Genomic DNA, 18,091 nt, shown 5'->3' with positions numbered 1-18,091 from the left:
CGCCATGCTCGGCGCACCAACAAAAAAGCCATAGCATGTTCGCTATGGCTTTCTTATTTCAATTTGATTACTTGGTTTGAGTATCAATCATCACTTGCCAGTATTCACACTTGGCCAAGAACTCTTTTAAATAAAGCTCTGGGTTAGCAAGCTTCTCACCGCCTTTAACATCAGCTCCAGTCACACGCCAAAATCCACGAGTGACCAAGTTTCGATGATAAATAAAATCGTTGAGTTCATTGGCCTTCAAAGGAAGTTGCTCACCAAACGTATTTTCGTAGCGGCTCAGAGTCGAGGCTTGTTCACTTGGCTTCTCCCTTAAAAAGGTATCCAAATCCAGACCTAATGACTGTTGCTGCTCTTTTGATAGGGCTTTAGCTAATTTAGAGATCACACTGAACAGAGCCAACTCAACTTTTTGAGACGCTAATAACGATGCACCTAAAAGCGCATGTTCGTTGGAAATATGTTGTTCTGTTGATGAAACGGTTGCTGTTGTCACTGTGTTAACCTCAAATAATCATAACGGGTGTTACTGAACTGGATAGAGTCTTTTCACTAAGCTGAATCTTATTCTTGTTATTAAGAAGAATCTTGCAGCTAAGCAGAGCCTTTCGACTAAGCAGAATCTTTTAGCAGAACACGGTCAGCATCAATAATGGTGAAGCCTGATGCATCTTCATTCTTTTCGACTTGCACTAAACCTTTAAAACCAATCTGCGACAGCTTCTTCGCAAGTTGATCTGGTGCTGTTTCAAAAACAACATTCATAAAAGGTAAAGACTCAGCATCAACAAAACCATGCTCGTTAAACAGTTCCATTGCTTGAGATAAATGGTCTGAGTCGGTTAATTCGATAATTTCTACAACTTCTTCCAACAACATTTTCGATTCCATATTCGCCAGAAAGTGACTGACACAAGCCGGTTCTTTTTGCTTGCATACATCCCGATGCCCTAAGACACCCCTTTAGTAGTAGGGATATCATAACATATTAATAATCGTAAAATATGTTTTATTTTCCCTAAGCTACTGGGAATACTAGAAAAGAATAGAAATTGGTGAAACATAAGCAACACCAATTCATAGTATCGATAACGGTAAACCTGATTTGAGGTGATCAGGCAACCGTTACTTGAGAATCGCCCGTTTCTACAATCGATTCTTGTAACAAGCCAGCATAAATACCATTGTGTGCCACCAGCTGTTGATGATTACCTTGCTCAACAATTTCACCCTTTTCCAACACCAAAATCGTATCTGAGTGACGAACGGTACTCAAACGGTGTGCAATCGCAATCACAGTTTTTTCCTTGAAAAGGCGCTGCATTGCTTTTTGAATCAGGTCTTCGGTGATTGAATCTACCGAACTGGTCGCCTCGTCAAGCATCATCAATTGACCACCCTGTGCAACCGCTCTAGCGAACGAGATAAGCTGCGTTTGCCCTACAGACAAGTTGGAGCCGTTCTTTTCCAAGTGGAAGTCATAACCTTGTGGCAATTGTTCAATAAACTTATCGGCATAAACATAGCGCGCCGCCTGTTCAACCTCAGTTCTAGATAGATGCGTTTTGCCCAGCGCGATATTGAATTGAATGGTCTCTTCAAATAAGTGCACGTCTTGCATCATCATTGAGAACAAATGAGCAGAGTCTTCACTTGAGATCTGTGACAGCTCTATTCCATTCAACAAAATGCTGCCTTCATAATCTTGGTAGGTTTTAGAGATCAGACGCAGAATCGTCGACTTGCCCGAACCCGTCGAACCCACAAGGGCGATTTGATGCCCTTTCTCCAATACAAACGAGACATTCTTTAGAACGTAGGGAGAGTCGTCTTTGTAGCGGAAGCTTACGTTCTTAAACTCTAGGCTCACAAACTGTTCAAGCTGCTTCTCAACCTTGTTAGATGACAACAGGTTGCGCCCTTCTTCTTCAGTCGGCTCAACAAACAGCTCTTCAATATGGTCAAACGCTGCAAATGAACTCTGAATCGAAGCGATCTGCGAAGTAAAGTCACGAATCGGAACAAACACTTTCTCTAAGGTGTTGATGAACGCAATCAGCACACCCAAGGTGAGCGCCCCTTCTAACACTTGCTCAGAGCCATACCAGATCATAATCGCGATAGTGATGGAGGTGATGCCAGAGATAAACGAGAACAAAATCGCATCGTATTTATTGATCTTCTTCTGCGCTCTTAAAAACTCATCGGTATAGCCTTGGTAGCGTTGCTCGACTTGCTCTTCCGCTCGGTACATCTGAACGGTTTTCATGCCAAATAAGACTTCTTGTAAAAAGCCAATACCGCGAGCGAGAGAAGAACGAGTCACCTTATAGAGAGCACGAAGTCGGTTTCTCACATACACCGTCAAATACATCACTGGTGGCATAATGATCAATACAATCATCGTTAACTGCCAATCAATAAAGAACATCATCACTAACAGAGCAATGGTATTGATGCTGTCTTTAACTAGCCCGACAACCGACTGAACAAACGTCTCGCCGATGGTTTCCAAATCACTGGTTAATCGTGAAAGCGTTACGCCAATCGGTGTGTTATCAAAATAGCTGCGTGGCAGTTTGAGCACGCGAGCAAACAACACTGAGCGCATGTCAGTTATCGTGTATTGACCAGTTTTACGCAGGTTGTACGAATAGGTGGTATCCACCACATAACTCGCCATCAGCACGGCAACGAGATAGAAGACGTATTCGAGCAGACCATCCATATCCCCATGACTCAGGTGAACATCGATCACTTGAATGATCAGCCAAGGGAACAACAAGCTCGTGATGACAGAAAGAGGAAGCATAGCGATGCCCAGAATCGCAGAGCCTTTGTATTTCTTAGCAAACTTAAAAAAGTGCTTGAGGTATTTGAGATCAACACCTTTTAACATGCTGCTGCCTCCGTTTCATTCTGCTGTAGTTGCCATGTATCGTAATAGTAATCACAGGTTTTCAATAACGTGGCGTGGTCGCCCTTCGCGATCACTTTACCTTCGTTCAACACGATGACTTCATCCATATATTCAAGGGCATTAACGCGGTGTGAAACCACAAGAACCGATTGATTTTCCAAACGTTTAAACAAACCTTCCAAGATCTTACGTTCTGTTTCATAGTCGACAGCCGATAGAACGTTATCCATGATGATCAGGTCGGTGGGTTGCAATAAAGCACGCGCAATACTTAAGCGCTGCTTCTGACCACCTGACAACATGATCCCTTTCTCACCGACTAAGGTTTGATCGCCGTGTTCAAAACGTGTCACATCACTGGCCAACTGGCTAAGCTCTAGCACTTCATCAACCTGACTCTTTGCCAAATCGGTATCTAGGCTACCAAAGCGGATATTGTCTTCGACGGTTGCTGAAAACAGGTAAGGGTCTTGAGTCACGGTTTTCACGTAACGGCGTAAGTCACTGCGTGAGAAGCTAGTGACATCTCTTTCACCAAGGAAAACAGAACCTTGTGGTACATCCAAATGGTGGTTTAAGCAGTTCACTAATGTCGTTTTACCCGCTCCGATCCCGCCTAACACACCCACTTTCTTACCTGTTGGAATATCAAAGCTGATGTCATCGAGAATCACGCGTTCTTCACCTGAATAGCTGAAGCTGAGATTGCGAACGGAAAACGTTTTTCCCTTCAGCGATTCAACATCTAATTCAGTAAGCTTATCTTCATCTAGCTCTGGGACTTTGGCATTAAGAATGGTTTGTGCACTTTGGATACCGACCATGCCTCGCTGATAAATGGTCGCGATTCTGCCAAGTTGCATCAATGGCATAGCGAGCAAAACTGAGTAAGTCAGAAAGGCGGTAATCTCACCAAGTGTGAGTTCCTGTCTCATTAACATGTAGCCACCAAGCCCAAGAATGATGATTTTCATCAGGTCATTGGCGTAGTCGAGTACCGGCATAAAGAAGACTTGAATGCGTGTAATTTTAAGGCGGCATTCAAGCAATAACTGGTTCAGTTTTTCAGTTTCAGCTTTCACCCAAGGTGACATCTGCTGGCTCTTAATGAGATCAATCCCAGACAGGTAACTCATTAGCTGAGCAGACAGATTTTGTAGGCGCTTCATGTGCTCTAAATGCAGCGTTTTCATACGCTTGAAGCCCACACGGAAAATCACAAAAGCGATTGAGATAGGAATGATCGAATACAGTGTGAGTTCTGGCGATATGCGCCACATGTAAAGAGGCGTCAACGACAACGCAAGCAAGGCATTGAAGAACTGCAAGAAGCCGACACCAAACAGCAGTCGAATGCCACTAAGGTCATTGTTGATAATCGAGATCAGTCGACCGGAAGCAAAGCGTTCGTGAAAGCTGCTCGGTAAGCGATTCAACTTTTGCAGAAGTGTACTTTTGAGTGCGGCCTCTGTAATTCGCCCCGGGTTAAGCGCATAAATACGAGACAAAATTCTCACCACCACCATGGCAACCGACATACCGACCACAATCCAAACATAGGTTTGAAGCTGTTGGTGGCCAGTTGAAGAGGCATCATCAATCAAATCTATCGCCAATTGGATATAGCGAGGGATCTCTACTTGTAACCAGTTGACGAGAAAGATGAACACAATCGCCAATAAGTACGAGGTGCGATTCATGCGCAGATAATGGGCAATAAACTGTCTTTTATTCATAGTATTCTTTGTTTAGGGCAGGCTCACAGCGAGATTTAACGATATAACCGGGCAGTTAAGCTAGATAGGTTCATCGCTGAGGTAAAGATACATCAAAAACACTTAGTTGACAATATCAACCATATTCAATAATTAGTTTCGGGTATTAAGTTTTAGCATTGCTAGAAACAACTTTGCCGCCAAAAGTGGCGGCAAATAAATAGCTTAGCAGGCTAGTATTGATAACGGCTAAAGCATCTCTTTGGCAATCAAATGCAGCAAAAAGGTTTCACGTTCAATACTCATGCCCTTCTTAGGGCTCTCTGCCATGGTCTTTTCGTTATGAGCGATCGCTTCATGGATATTCATCCACACCGGTTTCATCCCGTTTTTCACTTCATAATCTTCGTAAGCCGTTTCACCAAGCTCACGATCGATCTTGCATGAGTAGCAGTAAGAAATCATGTGCATCATGTCTGCATCATCTTTGTACCAAGGACGAAACTCTTCAAAAATGCCGAACGGCTTGATGCTATGGATATTCTTCGCGCCAGTCTCTTCTTCGAGTTCACGAACCATACCTGCGATCACATCTTCCCCTTCATCCAAACCACCACCAGGAATGGTGTAGTCGTGATAACGCTCTGTATACAGCATCAGAATGTCTTCACCATCTAACACAATGGCACGGGCAGCGTTGCGCTTATAGACCGTTTTATTGTCTAGATGGTCGATATCAGGATGGATGGTTGTTTTTAGGTGTCTCATGATTCTGACTGCTCTACTGAATTTGGCGGCATCATATCATAATCATCAATAGATTCGAGGTTCACAACCGCTAACCAGAACGGATCGGACGGGGATATTCCTACGGTAACTTGAATCCACTTAGCTTGATCTAACACTCAAAAAGTCGTTAAACATGAAGAAATATCAACCTATTTCAATATCTTGACCAAATTAGGACAACCTTTTCTGAAATCTAAAATATACTAATTTCATAGAGCTTCTCATTTGGTTCTGTAGAACTTAACGCATTCGATTATAGAGTTATCACGTAGGAGATAGACATGAAGAAAATTGGTTTGATGGCTGTATGTGCCGTTGTATTAGGCGGTTGTGCAAACGACTATGCAGAATATAGCGAGGGCCAACGTGTTTCAGTCGCTAACCCAGCAGCGGTTTATTGTGTTCAACAAGACGGTGAATTAGACACGGTTACTGAAAACAATCAGCGTACAACTTACTGTGTATTCGATGACGGCGAGCGCATTGAACAGTGGGAGTACTACCGCAATAACCATGAGCAAGATTCAGAAAACCAAAGTTAATCACTGTAAAAAAACACATGAGCCTTCTGGCACAATGTTATGGGCGATGATTACGTTCGAGCGGTTAAAAATATCGCTGAAGAAGGCACTGAGCTTCTAGCTTACTGTCTGATTGCCTTTGCTAGTTTAAAGACCGTTATTGGCATCACGAGAAAGAAATGATCACCTATCGCCACCAGCGATGTGTGTGATCGGATTCTGGATCTAAATAACGATTCAATAAAGTCAGGTTAGTATCTAGTAGAGCTAGGTATTCCCTGACTTTTTTTATGTCGGCATCCACTGAAGTCTGCTGGATACAGCGGCCCAATACGGGGAGTAAACCGGCCACAATGTCAAAGTGAGATGAACACCCAACGAGTTCCTTTACGGCTATCAGTGCTTCCAAAGACAGTCTTTCTGGCTCCCGCCTCACCAACTCCAAATCTCGCTTAAATACGCCCGCACAAACACCTTCAAGATAAACTCGATAGGTCGTCAGTACATCCATTAACAGAAACAATTGCCCTTGAGCACTTTGATGTGGGTATGGCACCGCAACATGAGCCTCCAACCGGCGATCTATTTGCAGCTCTACTCCAAGTGCGGAACACTTCTCGACGAGAACTTTAAGCAAACCTTGCTCGTCCATGAGCGATTGAATCTCGAATATACGTTGTAAGTGGTAGTCATTAGAAGCGAATGTCACCTGCACACTCTGCCCGCGAGTAAACAGCCCGCTTTTAATCATCTCTGAGGCCAAATTCTGTATGTTCTCGACAGTATTGGTCGAATGCTGCTCGAGCAAAATCGCCCCTAAAGAAAACGGATGTTCACGCTGCTTTTCAAGCTTTCTAAAGTACTGGTGCATCGCATCGGCTTCAGACAAGGTCTGCCCTTTTGTTATCCCACCACAAAATGCTACCGCTGTTTGCTGATTCGACTCTTCGACCAAAGGCTCCGCCAGATACTCAACCAAAGCATCAACTCGACTGATTCCTTCATCAGTCAATTTATTCTCATTAAGTCGCTTACCCAGCACAATAAGGAGGTGATTAATGCTCATTTTATGTTCAAGTCTCGTTTTGGGGATTAGATGGAGTGAATTATGTATACAATACTTGTTAACAAAAGTATTTTGAAATTCTTATATGTTGCTCGCAATAATGCTCACTATTGATAGCGACATCTTAGGTAATACAAGAATAAACGTGTCGCTTTACAGCAAACATAGCACGCTCTTGTATTTCATCGCTCTATGCTTGTTAGCACTAGTCGATAAAAGAGCCCTTTCAATCAATGAATACGCTCTATCGCATAACTGTTTCACCCACAGAACAGGTTCACTCAAAGAAGTGCAACTAACCAAATACAAATTTTACACAGAGTTCGTCCATCGAACCGTCTTCACAGGAAGTTACTATGCTGTCTATTTTTGATATCTACAAAATTGGGGTTGGACCATCCAGCTCCCACACAAATGGACCAATGATCGCTGGGTTTAACTTTACCCAAAAAATTGATGCTCAGCTTAAGCAAGTGAAGCGTATTCAAATCGACTTATACGGCTCGTTATCATTGACGGGTATTGGTCACCACACAGACAGAGCGACCTTGTTAGGTTTGCTAGGTAACCGCCCCGACACCATTAAAATCACCAGTGCTAACCAAGCAATGCGTAAGGCGATTGAAGATAAATCTCTATTGGTTAGCGGTAACCATGAAATTTATTTCGATGTAGAAAGCGATCTGCTCTTCCACAAAACTAACCTTCCGTTGCACGAAAATGGCATGACTATCTCTGCCTTTGACGAAAGCGGCAGCCTTCTGGATATGGAAACCTACTACTCGATTGGTGGTGGCTTTATCGCAACCGCTGATGAGCTACAAAACGGCAAACAGGAAGCAGAAACACAAGTTGAGTTCCCTTTCTCTTCCGCTGATCAGTTACTTGAACTATCCGAACAACAAGGACTGAGCCTTGGTGGCTTAATTCTGCGTAACGAAGTGTCTTTCCAAGGTATGGATGTGATTGACCAGAAAGCCGACCAAATTTGGAAGGTGATGTCTCTGTGTATGCAGCGTGGCTTTGACACGGAAGGCATCCTTGATGGCGGCCTAGAAGTCACTCGTCGAGCACCTGCTCTGCTTAAAAAGCTTGAAGCGAATGCCTCGATTGAAAACGATCCAATGGAGATCATGGATTGGATTAACCTATTTGCCTTTGCCGTGAGTGAAGAGAATGCAGCGGGCGGTCAGGTCGTGACATCACCTACCAACGGTGCAGCTGGGGTTATTCCTGCGGTATTGATGTACTACCATCGTTTCATCAAGGAGCTAGACACCAAGCAGCTTAAAGACTTCTTGGCAGTCTCTGGCGCAATCGGCATCTTATACAAAACCAACGCTTCGATTTCTGGCGCAGAGGTAGGTTGTCAGGGTGAAGTCGGCGTTTCTTCATCAATGGCCGCAGCAGGCCTAACTGCCCTACGTGGTGGTAGCAACGAACAGATTTGTATTGCAGCTGAGATCGCGATGGAACACTCACTGGGCATGACATGCGATCCGATCGGTGGCCTTGTTCAGGTGCCATGTATCGAACGTAACGCAATGGGTGCAATGAAAGCCATCAATGCATCGCGCATGGCGTTGAAACGTACCAGCAAGTGTCTTATCTCGTTAGACAAGGTTATCGAGACCATGTATCAAACAGGTAAAGACATGAACAAGAAGTACCGTGAAACTTCTCTAGGCGGCCTAGCCGTGATCCACATGGCACCACCTTGTGAATAAAAGACAGGAACACGAGTGGAGAAAGCCTCTATAGAGACAGCATTCTTGTAAACTTAGTTTTCAATATCTCAACAAAGCCAGCCACCAAGCTGGCTTTTTTATTGGCTAAAGCCCAACAGCTAATTGAAAGTGATACTCACTCAAAATAACTTACAGAATGACTACCTCTAACTTTCCCTTTATTAGTTCATTACTTAGCCACAAATGATGATGGCTAAATTTCATACCGCCATGCATCCACTTGCAAAATCTAACGTTGCAAATCTCATTCATGAGAAATATGAATGCACTCATAAGAAAAGATATATCGAGTATAGTTCTGTTTGGGACAGATGTTTCAGTTTATGTATTACTACTAATGATAGTATAATCGGGTAATTACACTACATATTAATACAAACGTGAGAATAAAATAATGTGGAATAGATTAAACAAATCAATGATGTTCTGCCAAATGATGTTCGGACTTTCGTTCTATGGCGTCATGGTGATCTTGACTCGTTTCTTCCTTGAAGATCTGAACTACAATGAAGCCGACACCATGATGGTTGTTGGTGCTTTCTCTGCAATCGGACCGCTATTTGCTATCGCAGGTGGCTTTATCGCCGACAAGTTTTTAGGCGCTTACCGATCTTTAACCATTGCCTTCCTAGGGTTCGCAAGTGGTTACGTTCTACTGGTACTTGGTGCAGCAGCAACCAATGTTCCGATGGCATTATGTGGTATTGCGTTAGCAAGTTATGCACGTGGTTTGATGTCCCCTTCTTACCCAAGCCTTTACAAACGCACGTTCAAAACTCAAGAAGATTTTGAGAACTGCTACCCAATCAACTACTCAGTAAACAATATTGGTGCTCTGTTAGGCCAATACCTGTTCCCAATGCTAGTACTTGTTGTTGGTTTCCACGGTGGTTTCCTTCTTTCAGCGGTGCTAGCCGGTGCTGCGCTTCTGATGATGATCTTTGTTCGCAAAGGCCTTGTTGAAGCAAGTGCTGAAATCGACCAAAAACCAGTAAGCACTAAAAACTGGGCAGCGTTCCTTGGTCTTTCTGCAGCAATGATCGGCTTGGTATTCTTCATGTTCTCTAACATGGATATTGGCCAAAACATCGTGTACGCAATCGGTGGTGCAGCGATCATCTACTTTGTCTCTTTGATGATGAAATCGAAGAAATCAGACATGCTAAAAATGGGGACTATCTTAATCATCACATTCCTGACGACATGTTTCTTCGTGTACTACGGTCAGATGATGACTTCGATGACAATGGTAGCGATCAACACAATGCGTGGCGATCTATTTGGTTTCATCCCTGTCGCACCTGAAGCTTCAATGGCAATGAACCCACTATGGTGTATGGTTGCTGGCCCTATCATCGCGGGTATCTTCTCTAACCTAGAAAAGAAAAACATTAACTTCTCAACTGCAACCAAAGTCGGTTTCTCTTTCATCCTTACGGCTATCGCTTTCGGTATCCTTACGATGGCAGTAACGACAGTTGGTGACGATATTCTGATCCGCCCAGAAGTCTTCCTAGCGATTCACTTCTTCCTAGCATTCGGTGAAGTGATTGTAGGTTCAATGGTTGTAGCCTTCATCCTGTCTGTTGCACCTAAGCACATTGAAAACTTCTCAGTAAGCTTGTTCTCTGTTGCTATCGCACTATCAGGCATTGTTGGCGCGGTATTCTCAACGTCTATTGCACTAGAGAAAGGTCAAGAGATCACACAAGAGATCGTGCAAACGGTTTACGGTGATTACTTCCAAATGCTGACTGTTCTTGCCGTCGTGATGGTAGGTATCGCAATGGCAGCATCGTCCATTATTCGTAAGATGCTAGAAGCTGCGAAAGCCGCTGAAGAAACGATTGAACTAGAGCAAGCAAACAGCTAATTCTGTTCGCTGAGTCAAACCAATCCTAAGAGCCCTTTAGTTTTCTAAAGGGCTCTTTTTTGTAGGATCCGTTTCTCAATAGGATCTGTCGTATAAGTTAGGTAGTACATGTGTAAATAAAAGTAAATGATAACTATTAGTATTGAGTGTTTTTTAGTTCAGGATTATGATGTGGAAATCCAAATCTAAGAGAGCCTTATATGAGCAAGCCTAGCCCTATCACATTAACCGTTACTCAAACCTCAACAATTACTCCAAACATGCAGCGCATAACGCTTAGCGGTGAGGGATTAAGTAAATACCCAACAGAATGTGCCGGCGGCTACATCAAGCTTTTATTCTCGCCACTTGGCACGACTGATTTAAGCCAGCTAAACGAAGGTGAGCGCCCAACCATGCGTACCTACACCATTCGTCAGTACAATCCTGTAGAGCAGTGGATTGAAGTTGATTTTGTTCGCCATATCACTACAGATTTGCAATGTGGTTTTGCGGCTCGATGGGCAATGAACGCAAAAGTGGGTGACACGGTTTCAGTGGCTGGCCCTGGTTTAATTCAGGGGCTTAACCTAGAGTCAGACTGGTTCTTCTTAGTTGCAGACATGACGTCCCTACCTGCGCTTTCTGCAAAAGTAAAAACGCTCCCAGAAACAGCAACTGGTCACGCTATCATTCAGATCAACTCAGCAGCAGATAAGCAGGTACTTGAGACTCCTCAAGGTATCAAAGTAACCTGGTTGATTGAAGATGAAACCTCAGAGTCACTTTCACAAACCGTGCGCAACACAGAATGGTTAGAAGGTCAGGTTTCAATATGGACAGCGTGTGAATTTGAAAGCATGCGTGAGCTAAGACAATACTTCCGCAACGAAAAAGAAGTCGCGAAAGAGAACATCTACATCAGCAGCTACTGGAAACGTGGTGTCACTGAAGATGGCCACAAAGTGTTGAAACAGCAAGATGCTCAAGATTTAGCGGGTTAAGTCTTTTACTACCTACAGCTTCTTACTAGATAAAGAGAAAACGCCCTTGACGAAGTTTGTATCGCTAAGGGCGTTTTTGATTTAGCTTAATATAGATGCCTCTGCACAAATATCCAATCGTTCCGGCGAGCTTTTAAGTCAATGAGATAACTAAGCCAGCAATAATTAGAGAGACGCCTACACCGCGAGTCGCGTGCCACTTTTCCTTTAAAAAGTAGATCCCCATCACTACGCCGAAAATGATACTCACTTGCCTAAGTGCCACAACCAAGCTGACATTTTCAGTCATGGTCATCGCAAACAGCACTAAGCCATAGGTCGAAGCCATCATAATGCCTGCAAGCGTGGCTTTCTTTCGCAGTATCCAAGCATTAGTAAACTCGATTCTTTGGTTGGTTACGAATAACCAAACACTCAACGGAATCACAATTGCCCAGAACTGGATACCTAGGTAGAAAATCGCGGTGTGCTTGTTAGTTATAACTGGTGTGCTCAAAGGATCGAGTAACAGAAGCGCTTCTTTATCAATGATGGAATAGCCCGTGGTACCAATGGCCGCGATTAACGCCCACAGTACGCCAAGGTTGAGATACGCTTTTAACCTAAGATCTGAAAACTTCTTAAGTGGTACAAACAAACAACCCAAGGTAATCAAGGTGAAGCCAAACCATTGATTAGGTGACAGCTCATAGCCTATCAACACCGTGCCTAAACCCACCATCAACACGGGCAGCGCTCGTGCCATCGGGTAAATCACCCCAATATCGGCCTGTTTATATGCAGCACCTAGCCCAATTAGATAAACAATTTGGCAAATCCCACTCAACAAAACCAATTGCCAAAATGGAAATGAGATGTTTGAAAATCCAACGTTATCAACATACCAAATTAGGTAAGGAGTCAAGGTCGCGGCAGCGGCAAAGCCAGAAGCAAGGAAAAAAGACGACCCCGAACCTTGATTAGATTTACCTAGAACATTCCAACCCGCATGAAGCAGAGCCGAAATTATCACGATTACAATCGCAGAAAATTCCATTTCATTCCTAACTTATTAACTGACGTATAAAAGCCGTCGCTGAAAACGGGGGATAAAAAAGGCCTCTTGGTAAGAGACCTTTGAACTTTTCAATTGGGCAATCCTGCATAATTGCAGATATGCTAACGTTCTAACGTATGACTAGCGCTCTAGCTGCGCGATTGACTCAATACTGATCGCGTCATGACGCCAATACTCAATATCACAGTCAATCAAGTCGCCGTTTTGATTGTAGTTAACACGCTCAACAACCATTGCAGGTGAGCCAGAAGTCGCACGCAGGGCTTGCGCTGTCTCGCCAAGTAAAGACGTTGTGCTCACTCGGTAACGGATCTTCTGATACACCACACCAAAGTGTTCGCGGTAGATGTCCGTCAACGATTTAGACAAGTCATAATCAAGCAAGTTAGGGAACAACTCTGGTCGAATGTAGTTGGTCACATACACAACCGGCCTATCTTCAAGATAACGAACTCTGTCTACTCGATAAACGTCCGAGAAAGGTTGTAACTCAAGAAGCCGAGTCGCCTCCTTGGTTGCTAACATTCCTTTCGCCGCCACCAACTCAGTTTTCGGCTGTCGATTCTGCGATAGAGCCATATTGGTGAAGTTCAGCGTTTGTGTTGGATCGTAACGAAGCGGCTCGGGAGAGATAAACCAACCACGTCGGTCTTCTCGATAAATGCGCCCTTCCGCTTCAAGTGAAGACAAGGCTTCGCGTAAGGTAACTCGAGTCGTATCAAACGATTCAGCCAGTTTGCGCTCCGCAGGCAGCTTCTGTCGTGGTGTTAACATCCCCGACTCTATCTGCTCTACGATGACATCTTTGATTTTTACGTACTGCACTTCATTTCCTTTTATTCTTGTTCTTGTCGTCAGCCACTCCTTGGCCAACTGCAATATAAAATAGTTCGTTAGCGTTTACGCCAAGCCTGGGTGCGCTTCTCGAATAACTTGTTGATTAACATATGAATCAACTTCGCGCTCGCTGCCGATATCATGATCATCACCGCCATGGCAGCTGCTGCACCCGTTTGTCCCGCATCATCCATATTCAGTACTGAAACTGACGCAGGTATCGTATCGGTAGAATACAAGAATACTACCGCAGATGTCGTGGTAAGTGCATTAATAAACAGGTATGTCGCAATATCTAAAATCGCAGGCAAACAAACCGGCACCGTCACTTTAAAGAACAGCTTGTATTGCGGTAGGTTAACCGAAGCCGCCGTCGCTTCTATTTCCTCAGGCAGCTGTTTTAATGCGGTTAACGCTGTCATGTGGCCGACTGTGTAGTAGTGAACCACCGTATTAATCACCAAGAACGCCATCGTGCCATACAAGAAGTTGAGTGGGTTACTCAAATCATTAAAGTAGAAGATATAACCCAAACCCAGCACCATACCCGGAACGGCCATCGGAACAACGCTGAGCATTTGCATCGCTTGACGAACAGGACCGAAGGCGCGACCTTTCTCAATGCAGTATGCACCTAAGAAGATCAGAACAGTACCAATAACCGCAGTCCAAGCACCAAGCGTTAAGGAGTTGAAGAATGGCGCCCAACCATAAGTACTCATTTCTGCGAAGTTGTAGTTGTTTAGCGTCAGCGCTTTGTTCCAAGGCCAGAAGGTGACCATCGAACCGTATATCGCCATGCCCAACACAATAACCACAGCAGCAGAGATGATGGTGCAATAAAGGAAACATAAGCCATCACGTAGTGAACTAGGTTCAGGTTGGTACGCGACAGAACGAGTATCAAACAAGCTCTTTTGTTTCTTTTGAACCCAGCGGTCAACGGTAAACGCAAGCAACGCAGGTAATAGCAGCAAGATACTGGTTACTGCACCCATAGAGAAGTTCTGTTGACCAACCACCTGCTTAAAGATGTCAGTCGATAACACGTTGTAGCTACCACCTATCACCTTTGGCACACCAAAGTCACAAACCACCAGCGTAAACACAACGATCAGGGTACTGATCAAGCCGTATTTTGCCGCAGGTAACGTCACCATAAAGAAAGTTTTTAACGATGAAGTATTGAGTGCACGTGCTGCCTCATAAAGGCGAGCGTCAGAGGTTCTTAATGAGGTGGTCAGAATCATCAAGGCGTGTGGAAACGTCCAAAATATCAAGCCCAGTGAGATACCAATCAAACCATAAACCGAGTTGCCCCCCAAGACTTCTTTAGCGATACCTTGGTTACCAAATAAGAAGATAAGACTGATTGCAGGAAGCAGTGACGGAGCAAGAATAGGCGCAGAACCCAGTACTTGAAAAAACCCCTTAAAAGGCATGCATGAACGAGTTAGCGCATAGGCATAACCAAACGCCAAGACACCCACGATTACGGTCACTAGCAATCCAAGCGTGAAGGTATTGCCTACCGACTGCCACAGGCTTTGAGACGCAAAATACGTAGCGAAATTCTGTAAACCTACAAATTCACCGTCTGCGTTCTGAACACTCTTTTTCAACATTGCCCACAGTGGCATCAGGATAAACAACGTCATGACCACAGACAAAAAGGCCAACAGCCCAAATAGAATTACGTTGTCTTTGCTTAACCGAGCCAGAAAAGGTTGTACTCGTCGTTGAATTAGCAGCTTAGATTGCATCATTTGAGTCGATTCCATGATTGATTACGCCGCCTCGTCTTTCATCACTTGCAGGCTTTTCGATGAGTAAGCTCTAAGGCCTTCTTGATCAAACGCCACGTAACGAATATCACTGCGACGCAGCTTCAATCGGTTGAACTCTTTGACGGGTACATCAACGATGATCTCTTTCGCCGTTGAGTCATGTTGCAATTGACACTCAACACGATAAAACGCCCCTAAGAATTCGCTTGATACGATTCTCACTGGCAAGGATTCACTAAAACGATCAACAAACTGGATTTGCTCTGGACGAACGGCAATATCAAAAACATCACCCAGATTTGGCGTGAGATTATCTAAGCCAGGTAACGGCAGCATTGACTCAGCAATACGCATCTTGCCTTGAGCCGCAACAGAAGCTTGAATAAAGTTCATGCTACCAACAAACTCAGCCACAAAACGACTGACAGGTTTTTGGTAGATCTCTTGAGGAGCACCGACCTGCTCGATAACACCATGATTCATCACGACAATACGGTCTGCCATCGTTAACGCTTCATCTTGGTCGTGCGTCACCATAATAGTGGTGATACCCAATTTGCGTTGCAGTTGGCAGATCTCATCACGTAGGTGTGTTCTTACCTTCGCATCCAACGCAGAAAGCGGTTCATCGAGTAGCAACAAGCCTGGAGACAAGGCTAATGCGCGAGCCAGAGCAACACGCTGCTGCTGTCCACCAGATAGCTGATTTGGAAATTTCTGACCAGACGTTGGTAAGCCAATGGTCTCTAACCAAGACTCAACCGTCTCAAGGGCTTCTTTGGTCGACATGCCTTGGTTTTTCAGACCAATCGCAATGTTTTCTTCCACAGTGAGATTTGGAAACAAAGCGTAAGATTGGAACACGATGCCAAAGTCGCGCTTTTCTGGTGGCAAGAAGGTCGTATCATTACCGTTCTGCTCAATAGAACCTGACGTTGGTAAGTCTAGGCCTGCAATCGCACGTAATAAGGTGGTTTTTCCACAGCCAGATGGGCCAAGGAAGCAGACGAACTCGCCTTTATCTATCGATAGGGAGATGTCTTTTAACGCTGTAAATTGGCCAAATTGCTTTACAACGTTTTCAATATTCAAATAAGTTTGGTTGCTCATACTACAGCACTCTCTATATGGTATATACCAAATTTATACTGAGAATATTGCAGTTGAGTGACAAATTTATAGAAGCTAAATGACAGTTATATTGCAGATATAATAAGCATTAAAAATTGCTATTTGTTCAACATTGAAAGTTAGTTCAACGTTGAAAGCCCTCAGTGACTTGCCCATAAATCACTGAGAGCCTCAATGTAAACTTCTAATTTAAACGCTAGATTAATCTATGATTCAACCTTGTCGGCTTTGCCCGCCGCACCTGCGAGTTTGGATAACTGTTTATCTAACCACAATGGCGTGCTACCCGAATCTTCCGCGTTCTCTTTTCTTCGTACCGCATCACGCACCATCATTGCACCTACCCAACGGAATGGCTCTGGCGGGAAGTGTCCTAATGGGCCTTTAGTTAAACCGCTTCGCGTCCAAGCATTGTCGATATCGAGTACCATTGCTGACAAAATCTTCCCGCCCATACGGGTTTGAGCAACGCCATTTCCAGAGTAACCAAGCCCATAATAGATGTTGCTTTGGCCTTTTAGATTACCGAAAAATGGCAATCCGGTGACCGAACGATCTGAGCCGCCAGACCAGTTGTAATCGAATTCACTTTGTTCAAATTTAGGGAACAGTTTTTGGAACGATTGATTGAGAATCGGCAGGTAGTTAGTCGTTTGGTTAAACATGCTTTCAACTTGATTGGCAAACGAGAACTTATTGCCACCTTTACCCAACATCAGACGTCCATCTTGGGTGTCTCGGTAATAGTGAACAAAGATACGTGAATCCACCACTGCCGCCCCTTTCTCTGGGCCAAATTGTTGAAGCTTTTCAGGGATAGGCTTAGTGACAACCATGTCTGACGAAACAACCACAATACTGCGTTTAAACTCTTTAAAGTGATCGAGCATCCATGCGTTGAGTGCCAAAATCACTTTGTCGGCAAAAACAGATCCACCTTTGGTTTGGATTCGAGCTGGGGCTCCATAATCAAGCGAAGTCATCTCCGTGTTTTCGTGAATTTCAACCCCTAAATCAATAGCAACTCGACGTAACCCTCTCGCCAGTAATGCTGGCTGCACACTGCCCGCGGCTTCTGAGTAATAACCTTCGATATGACGCTCCGATCCTGCTTTATCAGACAAAGAGCTGTCACACTTCTTCCAGCTATTGATACCCTGTTTAACCAACTCATTCACAACGGGCTCCATTCCACCTTTTTGTGCTTCATTGGTTGCCGTGTAATAAGTCCCGCTACGATACAAATGCGCGTCGATATTATGTTCGTTACAGAAAGCTTCGATCTCGTAAATGACCTTTTCCGATTCTTTTACCAGCCATTTTGCTTGCTCTCTTCCGTAGAGCCTCTTCAACGTTGGATACTTTGTCGACCACGTCAGCATACAGCCACCGTTCGCACCAGAAGCGCCGCTGCCACACAAACCTTTTTCAATCACCACAACATGCTTTTGAGGTTGCTGCTGCTTGATCAAAATCGCCGTCCACAGCCCTGTGTAACCGCCGCCAACAATAGCGATGTCGCAGTTAATGTCTTTTTGCAGTGGCTTCGAGGATTCTAGCCCCGCATCGATGCTGCCAAATTCCTTTTCTAGTGCTTGTTTGAACCAATATGAGTAGTGTTTTGTCATTTGTCGTACCTTACATAAAACCTAAAGGCG

15 protein-coding genes are annotated in these 18,091 nt (G+C 44.3%); 4 read left to right on the top strand and 11 right to left on the bottom strand.

The window, feature by feature from the left end; genetic code table 11:
* Window positions 1-67 precede the first annotated feature (67 nt).
* The 5 genes from AB4583_RS04915 to AB4583_RS04895 all read right to left on the bottom strand — a co-directional run bounded on the left by AB4583_RS04915 (window position 68) and on the right by AB4583_RS04895 (window position 5,409).
* A complete protein-coding gene (locus tag AB4583_RS04915) occupies window positions 68-502 on the bottom strand; it encodes a hypothetical protein (RefSeq protein ID WP_017064806.1) in 435 nt (144 codons plus the stop codon).
* A gap of 116 nt (window positions 503-618) precedes the next feature.
* Entirely contained in the window at window positions 619-885 is a 267-nt protein-coding gene (locus AB4583_RS04910; RefSeq protein ID WP_017059525.1) for a hypothetical protein, read from the bottom strand.
* 235 nt (window positions 886-1,120) lie between these two features.
* Window positions 1,121-2,905: an ABC transporter ATP-binding protein gene (locus AB4583_RS04905; protein ID WP_372116630.1), complete on the bottom strand. Its 1,785-nt coding sequence runs from the start codon at window positions 2,903-2,905 to the stop codon at window positions 1,121-1,123.
* Window positions 2,899-4,662 carry an ABC transporter ATP-binding protein gene (locus tag AB4583_RS04900; protein WP_017059523.1) on the bottom strand — a complete coding sequence of 588 codons (1,764 nt, stop codon included), beginning with the start codon at window positions 4,660-4,662 and terminating at the stop codon, window positions 2,899-2,901. The genes AB4583_RS04905 and AB4583_RS04900 overlap by 7 nt, the downstream gene beginning before the upstream one ends.
* A 228-nt stretch (window positions 4,663-4,890) precedes the next feature.
* Window positions 4,891-5,409: an NUDIX hydrolase gene (locus AB4583_RS04895; protein WP_017059522.1), complete on the bottom strand. Its 519-nt coding sequence runs from the start codon at window positions 5,407-5,409 to the stop codon at window positions 4,891-4,893.
* A gap of 302 nt (window positions 5,410-5,711) precedes the next feature.
* On the opposite strand from AB4583_RS04895, the gene AB4583_RS04890 reads away from it, so the two are divergent.
* Window positions 5,712-5,972: a DUF333 domain-containing protein gene (locus AB4583_RS04890; protein ID WP_017059521.1), complete on the top strand. Its 261-nt coding sequence runs from the start codon at window positions 5,712-5,714 to the stop codon at window positions 5,970-5,972.
* 166 nt (window positions 5,973-6,138) lie between these two features.
* On the opposite strand, the gene AB4583_RS04885 is transcribed toward AB4583_RS04890, so the two are convergent.
* Window positions 6,139-7,017, bottom strand: a complete 879-nt coding sequence (locus AB4583_RS04885; protein WP_372116628.1) for a YdcF family protein — start codon at window positions 7,015-7,017, stop codon at window positions 6,139-6,141.
* A 356-nt stretch (window positions 7,018-7,373) separates the two neighbouring features.
* On the opposite strand from AB4583_RS04885, the gene AB4583_RS04880 reads away from it, so the two are divergent.
* The 3 genes from AB4583_RS04880 to AB4583_RS04870 all read left to right on the top strand — a co-directional run bounded on the left by AB4583_RS04880 (window position 7,374) and on the right by AB4583_RS04870 (window position 11,621).
* Complete coding sequence (locus tag AB4583_RS04880) at window positions 7,374-8,744, top strand: L-serine ammonia-lyase (protein WP_017068616.1); 1,371 nt, start codon at window positions 7,374-7,376, stop codon at window positions 8,742-8,744.
* Window positions 8,745-9,159: 415 nt separating this feature from the next.
* A complete protein-coding gene (locus AB4583_RS04875; protein WP_032546220.1) occupies window positions 9,160-10,638 on the top strand; it encodes a peptide MFS transporter in 1,479 nt (492 codons plus the stop codon).
* Window positions 10,639-10,838: 200 nt separating this feature from the next.
* A complete protein-coding gene (locus AB4583_RS04870) occupies window positions 10,839-11,621 on the top strand; it encodes a siderophore-interacting protein (protein WP_017070633.1) in 783 nt (260 codons plus the stop codon).
* A gap of 133 nt (window positions 11,622-11,754) precedes the next feature.
* Here the strand turns inward: AB4583_RS04870 and AB4583_RS04865 are convergent, their stop codons facing one another.
* From AB4583_RS04865 to AB4583_RS04845, 5 genes are all read right to left on the bottom strand, one after another.
* Complete coding sequence (locus tag AB4583_RS04865; protein ID WP_372116626.1) at window positions 11,755-12,657, bottom strand: multidrug transporter; 903 nt, start codon at window positions 12,655-12,657, stop codon at window positions 11,755-11,757.
* A gap of 141 nt (window positions 12,658-12,798) precedes the next feature.
* A complete protein-coding gene (phnR, locus tag AB4583_RS04860; protein ID WP_029235340.1) occupies window positions 12,799-13,503 on the bottom strand; it encodes a phosphonate utilization transcriptional regulator PhnR in 705 nt (234 codons plus the stop codon).
* Between the two features lie 68 nt (window positions 13,504-13,571).
* A complete protein-coding gene (locus AB4583_RS04855) occupies window positions 13,572-15,281 on the bottom strand; it encodes a putative 2-aminoethylphosphonate ABC transporter permease subunit (RefSeq protein WP_372116625.1) in 1,710 nt (569 codons plus the stop codon).
* Window positions 15,282-15,302: 21 nt separating this feature from the next.
* On the bottom strand, window positions 15,303-16,412 hold the full coding sequence (locus AB4583_RS04850) for a putative 2-aminoethylphosphonate ABC transporter ATP-binding protein (protein ID WP_017067332.1): 1,110 nt from the start codon (window positions 16,410-16,412) through the stop codon (window positions 15,303-15,305).
* Between the two features lie 227 nt (window positions 16,413-16,639).
* Window positions 16,640-18,061 (bottom strand): FAD-dependent oxidoreductase, encoded by a 1,422-nt coding sequence (locus AB4583_RS04845; protein WP_372116623.1) that lies wholly within the window; start codon window positions 18,059-18,061, stop codon window positions 16,640-16,642.
* Window positions 18,062-18,091 lie beyond the last annotated feature (30 nt).

Source organism: Vibrio sp. 10N.222.49.C12 (assembly GCF_041475025.1).
Taxonomy (GTDB): domain Bacteria; phylum Pseudomonadota; class Gammaproteobacteria; order Enterobacterales; family Vibrionaceae; genus Vibrio; species Vibrio crassostreae_C.
This window is presented reverse-complemented; position numbering and strand designations above follow the sequence as displayed.

What these genes read in the sequence shown, in the direction of transcription:
- AB4583_RS04910 (WP_017059525.1), bottom strand. Translation starts at nt 885, where the DNA reads ATGTTGTTGGAAGAAGTTGTAGAAATTATCGAATTAACCGACTCAGAC.
- AB4583_RS04905 (WP_372116630.1), bottom strand. Translation starts at nt 2,905, where the DNA reads ATGTTAAAAGGTGTTGATCTCAAATACCTCAAGCACTTTTTTAAGTTT.
- AB4583_RS04900 (WP_017059523.1), bottom strand. Translation starts at nt 4,662, where the DNA reads ATGAATAAAAGACAGTTTATTGCCCATTATCTGCGCATGAATCGCACC.
- AB4583_RS04895 (WP_017059522.1), bottom strand. Translation starts at nt 5,409, where the DNA reads ATGAGACACCTAAAAACAACCATCCATCCTGATATCGACCATCTAGAC.
- AB4583_RS04890 (WP_017059521.1), top strand. Translation starts at nt 5,712, where the DNA reads ATGAAGAAAATTGGTTTGATGGCTGTATGTGCCGTTGTATTAGGCGGT.
- AB4583_RS04885 (WP_372116628.1), bottom strand. Translation starts at nt 7,017, where the DNA reads ATGAGCATTAATCACCTCCTTATTGTGCTGGGTAAGCGACTTAATGAG.
- AB4583_RS04880 (WP_017068616.1), top strand. Translation starts at nt 7,374, where the DNA reads ATGCTGTCTATTTTTGATATCTACAAAATTGGGGTTGGACCATCCAGC.
- AB4583_RS04875 (WP_032546220.1), top strand. Translation starts at nt 9,160, where the DNA reads ATGTGGAATAGATTAAACAAATCAATGATGTTCTGCCAAATGATGTTC.
- AB4583_RS04870 (WP_017070633.1), top strand. Translation starts at nt 10,839, where the DNA reads ATGAGCAAGCCTAGCCCTATCACATTAACCGTTACTCAAACCTCAACA.
- AB4583_RS04865 (WP_372116626.1), bottom strand. Translation starts at nt 12,657, where the DNA reads ATGGAATTTTCTGCGATTGTAATCGTGATAATTTCGGCTCTGCTTCAT.
- AB4583_RS04855 (WP_372116625.1), bottom strand. Translation starts at nt 15,281, where the DNA reads ATGATGCAATCTAAGCTGCTAATTCAACGACGAGTACAACCTTTTCTG.
- AB4583_RS04850 (WP_017067332.1), bottom strand. Translation starts at nt 16,412, where the DNA reads ATGAGCAACCAAACTTATTTGAATATTGAAAACGTTGTAAAGCAATTT.
- AB4583_RS04845 (WP_372116623.1), bottom strand. Translation starts at nt 18,061, where the DNA reads ATGACAAAACACTACTCATATTGGTTCAAACAAGCACTAGAAAAGGAA.